Raw genomic sequence first — 8,624 nt, forward strand, 5'->3', positions numbered from 1 at the left:
AGAAATGGTATATTATTGCATGAAAAGAAAATAGCGTAAAGGTATATTTTTACAGAGAATAGGAGGCTTATAACCTCCTATTTGTCGTGTCAAAAAACTTGTTCATTTAGAAATAATTTCATATAAATATATGAATAAAAAATAAAAAGACCGTCTACTGAAATGATTTTAAAAATCATTTCAGAGACAGCCCCTTTTTATATTAATAGATTAACTTAAATATTAAATATGTTTTATAAGTAAATTGAAATAGTAATTATTAGTTGAATACAGCGGTTACCCATTCATTAGTTTGATGCTTTTCTAAAAGAGTAAAGCCATACTTTTCAACATTAGATTTTACCTCTTCAAAGCTCCATTCCACAAGACCTGACACTAATAAGTTTCCACCATGGTTTAGATGAGATTTTATAAAATTCATGAACATTTTAGTTTCTTCTCCACCGATATTTATAAAAATCCAATCAAATTTATCCTGTATTAATGAAGTATTATCTAATATATTACCAACAATAGTAGTTATATTTGTAAGATTATTTAAAGAAGCGTTAAGCTCAACTTCATCTTGTACATCACGAATATCTACAGCTGTTACAGATGATGCACCGGCAATTGAGGAAGCTATAGAAAGAATCCCTGATCCAGTACCAATATCAAGCACAGATTTATTTTTTAAATTTAATTTATTAAGTAGTAATCTTAATATATCTTGAGTTGTTTCGTGAAGTCCAGTACCAAAAGCTCCTTGAGAAATAAAATTTATTTTTTTCTTATGGTCAAAGTTTTCTTCAGGGCCAGCAATAACCCATGTATCGTCTAAGTGTATTATAGGAGACTCAAAAGTAGTATAATCGTTAGTATTTTCTTCAACATTGATATAATCAATTTTTAAAATGTTTTTTAGAGTAATTAAAAATTCATCTAATAATTCTTTAGATTCTTCAAAAGCTACCTTTAGAATTATATCTTCATCATCCTTTTCTAAATAGCCGTATCCATAATCATCTGTAGTTATTTCCAAAGGGTTTTCATAAAATACATTGTATATATCATTTATTGCTAAAGTTTCAATTGTAGAGTCTAATAAAGCGTATGGAAGCTTATATGAAATTATAAACATAATATCATCCTTTCAAGTAATTATTTTATCTTTTGTTTATTAGAATTAGTAGTTTTCTTCTTAAATTTTGAATTATTTTTAGAAGTATTTCTTTTTTTTGATGAAACTACAGATTTAGAAGATTTATTCTTAGCTTTATTTTTGCTTTTAGAAAAATTATTTTGTTTTGTAGAATCTTTTTCAGTTGTTTTTTCTTTCAATAATGTAGAGTTTTTTATTTCTACCGGTTTTTTAGCTACAGAATATCCGAATTTTCCAAGAGGATATTTATCCATCTTGTAATATTCTCCGTGACAATATGTAATTAAATCAGCTTCTTCAAAGTGAATCTTACCCTTATCATCCATAAGACTTGCATCTACGTGGGATCCAACAACATCAGCGATAAATAAATCATGAGTACCTAAAGGAATAATACTTTTAACTTTACATTCTATCGATATAGGACACTCATCTATATAAGGAACGTTTATATTACTTCCTTCTTTCATAGTAAAGTTCATTTCTTTAATTTTATCGAATTTTCTACCAGGTCTAACGCCACAGTAATCTACAGCTTTTGTCATTTTTGAAGTAGGAAGATTTACTGTAAATTCCATAGTTTCTTTTATATATTCATAGGAAAGACGTTCTGGTCTTACTGAAATTGAAAGCATTGGAGGTTTAGTACAAACTGTTCCTGTCCAAGCTACAGTAAAGACATTTTCCTTTCCTTCTTTGTTTCTTGAAGTTATCAAGACTACTGGAACAGGGTTTAAGATAACACTGCCTTTAAAGTCTACTTTTTTAGTCATATTAAATTCACACCTTTTTTAAAATTATCTTAAAGATTATAACATAATAATTAACGATTAAAAAAGAAAAATAAATAATTTAGTATAAACTAGATATATTATGTATAGATTTTTAATTATTAATAAAAAACGACTGCTTAAGCAGCCGTTTTTCTATCTGTAGTATCTATTTCTTCTATTTTTTCTACTTGATTTTCTTATTAAATTAACTATTATAACAATTAATACGATAGCAATTATAGTACCTATTATTACAGCTGCATAAACAGGCAAGTTAGCTTTGAATATTTGGCCTGTAGTTAAAGCAATAGTTCCTTTAACAGTTTCAGTAAAATGTCCTATTGAGAAAGTTAAATCAACAGAGTTATTAGATGCAACCTTCCAAGCATCGGCATCTGTATTAGATAGAGAAAGGTTTGCATTTGTATCATTAAAATCATTTTTATAGTATTCTACATCTTGAGCTAATATAACTGGCGCAGTTATTGTTTTTGTTGGCCCAAAGAATTTAAATAGTTTGTAGCTTAAATCTACGTTTCCTATTTCTTCTCCAGTTGTTTTATATGGAACTTTGCTAACTTCGTAGCTATAGTCAGCTACAGCTTTAGTATCATTAAATACATTTGTACCATCAGAGCCATAATCAGATCCAAGTACAACAGTAACTAAATTTCTGTCATCCCTATTATAAAATCCAACAAAGCAATGACCAGCTAAAGTTTCAGTACCAGTTTTTCCACCAACATTACCATCTTTATTAAGATTCTTGTTTCTTGTTTCAAGATCAATTCTACCACCATTAAGATACACAGGAGTATCTTCTAATTTCATAGTTTCTCTTATCCAATCATTTTTATAAGCTGCTATACCTATTAATGCTAAGTCATAAGCTGTAGTTGAATTATTGTTATTAGGATTTGTAGGATCTTCTAATCCATTTGGACTAACAAAATTTGAATTAAGTGCACCAAGTTCTTTGGCTTTTTCATTCATCATCTTTGAAAAAGCTTCAATTGAACCTGCAACTGATTCTGCCATAAGAACAGAAGCATCATTAGCAGAAAAAATCATAACAGCTTTCATAACATCATCTGCTGTCATAGTATCGCCAGGTTTTACACCTCCAGCTATAAAACCACTTAAAGTAGTTTCAGTAAGTGATGCAGAAGTTTCAGTATAACTAATTAAATCACCTTTATTTTTATTTTCAGCAAATAATAACGAAGTTAGTAATTTTGTTGTACTTGCTGGAGAACGCTTCATATCAGCATTTTTAGAGTAGATTACTTCTCCTGTATCTATATCCATAGTTATTGAAGATGCTCCAATAATTTCTGGAGCTTGTAATTCAGTTGCAAAAGCTTCAATATTACCTATAAAAGGTAGAATTAAAGTTAAGCAAAGTAATAAAACCATACCTTTAAAAAATCTTTTCGTCATTTAATTTCCCCGTCCTTTTAATTTGTATAACTTTTAAAGATTACTTACCAGAAAGTCTAGTAATCATTTTTTCTTTTGCTTTCAATTCTAAACTATCATCTAGTTTTTCTAGAGCAATTTCTGAGTATTTTACATCAAGAGCAGTTTTAATAAATCTATCTGCAAGCTCAGGGTTTTTGGCTAGTAATGAACCGTGGAAGTATGTGCAATAAGTATTTTTATATACACAACCTTCGTATCCATCTGAACCATTGTTGCCATAACCGTGAATACATTTTCCTAATGGTTTAAGACCATTAACGTAAGTTCTACCTGAGTGGTTTTCAAAGCCTACGTAAGTTTCATCAAATTCTTCGTTATAGATAACAGTATCACCTATAAATCTTTTATCACCGGCTTCAGTATAAATATCTAATATTCCAAGGCCTTCTATTTTTTCACCATTAGGTGCAGTATAGTATTTTCCTAAAAGCTGATAACCACCACAAATAGCAATCAGTACTTTACCACTATTTATGTATTTAGATAATTCTTCTTTTTTATTATTCATCAAATCATCTGAAACGATTGATTGCTCAAAGTCTTGACCACCACCAAAGAATACAATGTCATAATCTTCTGAATTAAATGTATCATTCATAGATACATTTATAATATTAACTTTTATACCCCTAGCTTCAGCTCTATGCTTGAGTATTAGTATATTACCAACATCACCATAAACATTTAAAAGATCAGGATATAAGTGGCATATATTTAATTCCATAATAATCCTCCAATATTACCAAAGATTTTTTATATAACCTTTAGAGTGTAAGTGCTTTCTATAATTAATCATAGCTGTATAAGTGGCAAGAATATAAACTTTTTTATTCTTACTACCTTTTATGCTTTCTGTTAGTGCATCATATTCTTCATTTATTGAAAATTTTGAAGAGTCTAAGCCAGCAGTTTTTAGTCTTACAGCCATATCATAAGATCTTAATCCAGAAACATATATCTCGTTTAATTCTACATCATTTAAGTGTTCAAAATTTACATCCCAAATCCAAGATACATCTCTTCCATCAGCATAATTATCATTAAGTATAAATGCAGCAGAGAATGGATCTTTACTAAGACATAAAGTATCCAATGCTTGGTTGTAGCCAGCTGGATTTTTTACTAATATTATTTTAACTTCTTTATCATCAATATTAATAGTCTCTTGTCTTCCAAAGCTAGAACTTTGACTTTCTAATGATTTTTTAATTGTTAAGTCATCTACTCCAAGCTCCTTTGTAATACTATAAGCACAAAGGGCATTATAGATGTTATATACTCCTGATTGACTAAGGAATATTTCTGTATCATTAATTTTTACAGTAGAGCTTTCAGATGTAAGATCTATAATTTCATCTACTCCGTATTTTAGTTCAGGACGTTTATATCCACAGCCTGTACAGTAATAGTCACCTAAGTGATTATATGTAACAAAATTATATTGGTATGGAGTTTTACAGAATTTACAGAACTTTGCATCTGCATTTATGTCTATTGTTTTATTCTCATTTATATGTGTTTTAAATCCATAAAAAACTACAGGATTTTTGATATCAAGCTTACCAAGTAGAGATTCATCACCATTTAAAATAAGTTTCGAAGTTGGAACGTTAGTTACACCTTCTAAAATTTTAGTTAGAGTAGTATATACTTCTCCATATCTATCAAGTTGATCTCTAAATAAATTTGTAACTGTAATTATATTTGGAGTAATCTTTTCAGTTATAAATTTTACATTAGCTTCATCTACTTCAATTACTGCATATTTTTCATGATTTTTATCTGAAAATTTATAGTTATCTATAAAAGTAGTAACTATTCCAGAATAAAGGTTTGCACCTGTATTATTTGTAATAACTGAATAACCTTTTTCTTTCAGTATATTGTAAATCATGCTTGTAGTTGTTGTTTTTCCGTTTGTACCCGTTACAAGGATTACATTATATCCTGAAGCAACCTTAGTTAAAATATCCTTATCTAATTTTAATGCAACCTTACCAGGAAAAGTTGTACCACCTTTTAAAATAGTTTTAGTAAGGAATATTGTAAATTTAGTTGCTAAAATACTAATTATTGATTTAATACTAATTTTGCTCACCGCCTATATAATTTATTTAACATTATTACCCAAAAACAAAGAGGCTAAACAACTTTATTTTTATTTAATAATAACATCAATAGTATATCATAAACTTTGATTTATACAAATGAATCTTTAGATTAAATCTAGAAAAATTCTTAATAATTATAGTTCAATAAAATATAGAGTTTTCTGATATATATTTTTGAATATGCTATTAAATATTTTAGTATTAAGTGAAAGTTATAAGTTATTATAAAATGCGTATAAATTAACATTATAAAACATATAGTATATTGAAAAATATACAAGAGGTGTTTTATGAGTAAGAAGGAGAAAAAAGAGATTAAACATAAAAAGAGCATTAATAATAAAATAGAAAAGCAACAAAAAAAACTTGCTAAAAAACTAAAGAAAAAAGAGAAAGGAAGTATAATTGGAAGAATTTTTAAGGTTAATAATAAGTTCAATTTAGTAGCTTTAATTAAAAATATTTTATTACCATTAGGAGGAGGACTTTTAATAGGTTTCTTAACTAGGAATAGTATGGTGGTATACAATAGCTTGAAAAAACCAATATTTACTCCACCTTCATTTGTATTTCCTATTGTATGGACTATCTTATATATATTAATGGGAATAGCTGCATACAGAGTTTATATGAATAATAAAGCTGGAAAAGATGATAAAGGTGCTTATTTTTATTATTTAATTCAATTATCTATAAATTTTTTATGGTCAATAATATTTTTTAATCTTAGGTTATACGGAATTTCATTTATAATAATTATTATATTACTAGTATTGATAATTTTAACGATAATTAAATTCTTTAAAGTGGACAAGATAGCAGGCGTGCTTATGATTCCATATATTTTATGGGTATCCTTTGCGGCTGTGTTAACATTTTTTATTTGGATGCTTAATGAAATGTAGAAAAAAATATAGTATAATGTAATAGACTTTCTTCATGGAAGTCTATTTTATTTTAAAAATAGTAAGGAATGTGATTATGGGAAAAACATTATTTATAGCTGAAAAACCATCTGTAGCAATGGATTTTGTAAAGTTATTAAAAGTAAATGGTAGAAGAAATAATGGCTATATAGAAGGGGATAATAGCATATTTACTTGGTGTGTGGGACATATGGTTACAATGAGCTACCCAGAAGCATATAATGAAAAGTTGAAATATTGGAATTTAAGAGATTTACCTTTTTTGCCGGAGGAATATAAATATCAGGTAATCCCATCAGCTAGTGGTCAATTTAATGTTGTATCATCGCTTATGAATAGAGAAGATGTAGATACTATTTATGTTTGTACTGACTCAGGGAGAGAAGGAGAGTATATATATAGATTAGTTGATGATATGGCTGGAAAGCCTAATAAAATAAAAAAAAGAGTATGGATTGACTCTCAAACTGAAGATGAAATAAAGAGAGGAATTAAAGAAGCAAAAGATTTATCATGCTATGATTCTTTAGCTCACTCTGCATATTTAAGAGCAAAGGAAGATTATATATTTGGGATTAATTTTTCAAGATTATTAACATTAACATATGGGAAAGTATTAGCAAACTCATTAAAAAAAGATAAAAATGTTGTGATAGCAGTAGGTCGCGTAATGACATGCGTTTTAGGAATGGTTGTAGAGCGAGAAAGAGAAATAAGAGATTTTAAGAAAACTTCTTTCTTTAAAATAGTAGGCTCTTTTAGTAGAGAAAGTGAAGAGAGCATAATAAAGGGGGAGTGGAAAGTTCTAGAAGGTTCAAAATATTTAGATTCTCCTAAGCTTTATAATGAAAGTGGATTTAGAAAACGTGAAGATGCGGAAAGTTTAATGCAAGAATTGAGAGATGTAGGACATGGAGTTATAAAAGAAGTTAAAAAGACAAAGGAAAAGAAAAATCCTCCATTATTATTTAACCTTGCAGAACTACAAAATGAATGTACTAAGAAATTTAAGATAAGTCCAGATGAAACATTAAAATATGTTCAAATGCTTTATGAAAAGAAGATGGTCACATATCCTAGAACTGATGCTAGAGTATTATCAACAGCTGTTGCAAAGGATATAAAGAAGAATTTAAGCAAGTTAACAACATTACCAATAGGTAAGGTATTGCAAGATGCTGCTCAAATGATAATAGTAGAAGATAAAGCAAAGTCAATATTAAAAAGTAAGTATGTTGATGATTCTAAAATTACTGATCACTATGCTATAATTCCAACTGGAGAGGGTAGAGAGGTTATAGGAAAGCTTAGTGAGTTAGAAAGAAAAATTTATAGCATAATTTTAAGAAGATTTTTAGCAATTTTTTATCCTTCAGCTCAATATAGTAAGATGAATGTTACTATAGGAGTTGATATAGAAAACTTTACTCTAAGTAAAAAAGTATGTGTAGATAGAGGATATCTTGATATTATTGAAGGTGAGAAGGAAGAGAGTGGAGATGATTTCCCAGAAAATATAAGAAAGGGAAATAAAGTTATCATTGATGATTTAGAAATAAAAGAAGGTGAAACTACTCCTCCTAAAAGATATACAACAGGATCTATGATTATTGCTATGGAAAATGCAGGTAAACTCATTGAAGATGAGGAATTAAGAGAACATATAAAAGGTGCAGGTATAGGTACATCTGCTACTAGGGCAGAAATACTAAAGAAATTAATTAACATAGAATACATAGCATCAAACAAAAAGACTCAAATACTTACTCCAACTGAGTTAGGAGAAATGATATATGAATCCATAAGAATATCAATCCCATCATTATTAAATCCATCTCTTACAGCATCTTGGGAAAAAGGGTTAAAGCTTGTTAATGATGAGGAGATAAAACCTGAAGAGTTTATGATGAAATTAGAGACATATACCAAAAAGAATACACACAAAGTATTACAGAATGCTAATATGGGAATGTTGTTAAGAGAAGTTAATAAGGTTAAAGATGTATATGCAAAGTAAAAAAGTTTCAAGTTGTAGATTATGTTAATCTACGCTTGAAACTTTTAATTTTATTGGCTGTGTTTTAAAATAGTGTTGAAATTAGCATAACATAATAGGATGTCCAAATGGACATCCTATTTGAATCACAATACTTTAAAATTATTCAATACTTAGTTCTATTTAGAAACTTTT

Annotated in this window: 6 protein-coding genes and 1 pseudogene; 2 read left to right on the forward strand and 5 right to left on the reverse strand. The window is 28.2% G+C overall.

The window, feature by feature from the left end:
* Positions 1-259: 259 nt before the first annotated feature.
* The 5 genes and pseudogenes from H8S10_RS17205 to H8S10_RS17225 all read right to left on the reverse strand — a co-directional run bounded on the left by H8S10_RS17205 (position 260) and on the right by H8S10_RS17225 (position 5,494).
* Positions 260-1,120 carry a 50S ribosomal protein L11 methyltransferase gene (locus H8S10_RS17205; RefSeq protein WP_055264797.1) on the reverse strand — a complete coding sequence of 287 codons (861 nt, stop codon included), beginning with the start codon at positions 1,118-1,120 and terminating at the stop codon, positions 260-262.
* Positions 1,121-1,347: 227 nt separating this feature from the next.
* Positions 1,348-1,914, reverse strand: a pseudogene (locus H8S10_RS17210) (flavin reductase family protein); the annotation flags it as partial.
* Between the two features lie 153 nt (positions 1,915-2,067).
* Complete coding sequence (locus H8S10_RS17215) at positions 2,068-3,354, reverse strand: serine hydrolase (protein ID WP_186839685.1); 1,287 nt, start codon at positions 3,352-3,354, stop codon at positions 2,068-2,070.
* Positions 3,355-3,394: 40 nt separating this feature from the next.
* Complete coding sequence (locus H8S10_RS17220) at positions 3,395-4,120, reverse strand: type 1 glutamine amidotransferase (protein ID WP_055264803.1); 726 nt, start codon at positions 4,118-4,120, stop codon at positions 3,395-3,397.
* Between the two features lie 15 nt (positions 4,121-4,135).
* A complete protein-coding gene (locus H8S10_RS17225) occupies positions 4,136-5,494 on the reverse strand; it encodes a Mur ligase family protein (protein ID WP_186839686.1) in 1,359 nt (452 codons plus the stop codon).
* 303 nt (positions 5,495-5,797) lie between these two features.
* Between H8S10_RS17225 and H8S10_RS17230 the strand changes: the two genes are divergently transcribed.
* A complete protein-coding gene (locus H8S10_RS17230) occupies positions 5,798-6,412 on the forward strand; it encodes a TspO/MBR family protein (RefSeq protein WP_084758981.1) in 615 nt (204 codons plus the stop codon).
* 76 nt (positions 6,413-6,488) lie between these two features.
* Positions 6,489-8,450 (forward strand): DNA topoisomerase, encoded by a 1,962-nt coding sequence (locus tag H8S10_RS17235; RefSeq protein ID WP_186839687.1) that lies wholly within the window; start codon positions 6,489-6,491, stop codon positions 8,448-8,450.
* Positions 8,451-8,624: the final 174 nt, after the last annotated feature.

It is taken from the genome of Clostridium sp. NSJ-49, from assembly GCF_014287725.1.
In the GTDB taxonomy this organism is placed as follows: domain Bacteria; phylum Bacillota; class Clostridia; order Clostridiales; family Clostridiaceae; genus Clostridium; species Clostridium disporicum_B.

Excerpts from the sequence above, each read along its gene's own strand:
- H8S10_RS17235 (WP_186839687.1), top strand. The coding sequence starts at position 6,489 with ATGGGAAAAACATTATTTATAGCTGAAAAACCATCTGTAGCAATGGAT.
- H8S10_RS17230 (WP_084758981.1), top strand. The coding sequence starts at position 5,798 with ATGAGTAAGAAGGAGAAAAAAGAGATTAAACATAAAAAGAGCATTAAT.
- H8S10_RS17205 (WP_055264797.1), bottom strand. The coding sequence starts at position 1,120 with ATGTTTATAATTTCATATAAGCTTCCATACGCTTTATTAGACTCTACA.
- H8S10_RS17220 (WP_055264803.1), bottom strand. The coding sequence starts at position 4,120 with ATGGAATTAAATATATGCCACTTATATCCTGATCTTTTAAATGTTTAT.
- H8S10_RS17215 (WP_186839685.1), bottom strand. The coding sequence starts at position 3,354 with ATGACGAAAAGATTTTTTAAAGGTATGGTTTTATTACTTTGCTTAACT.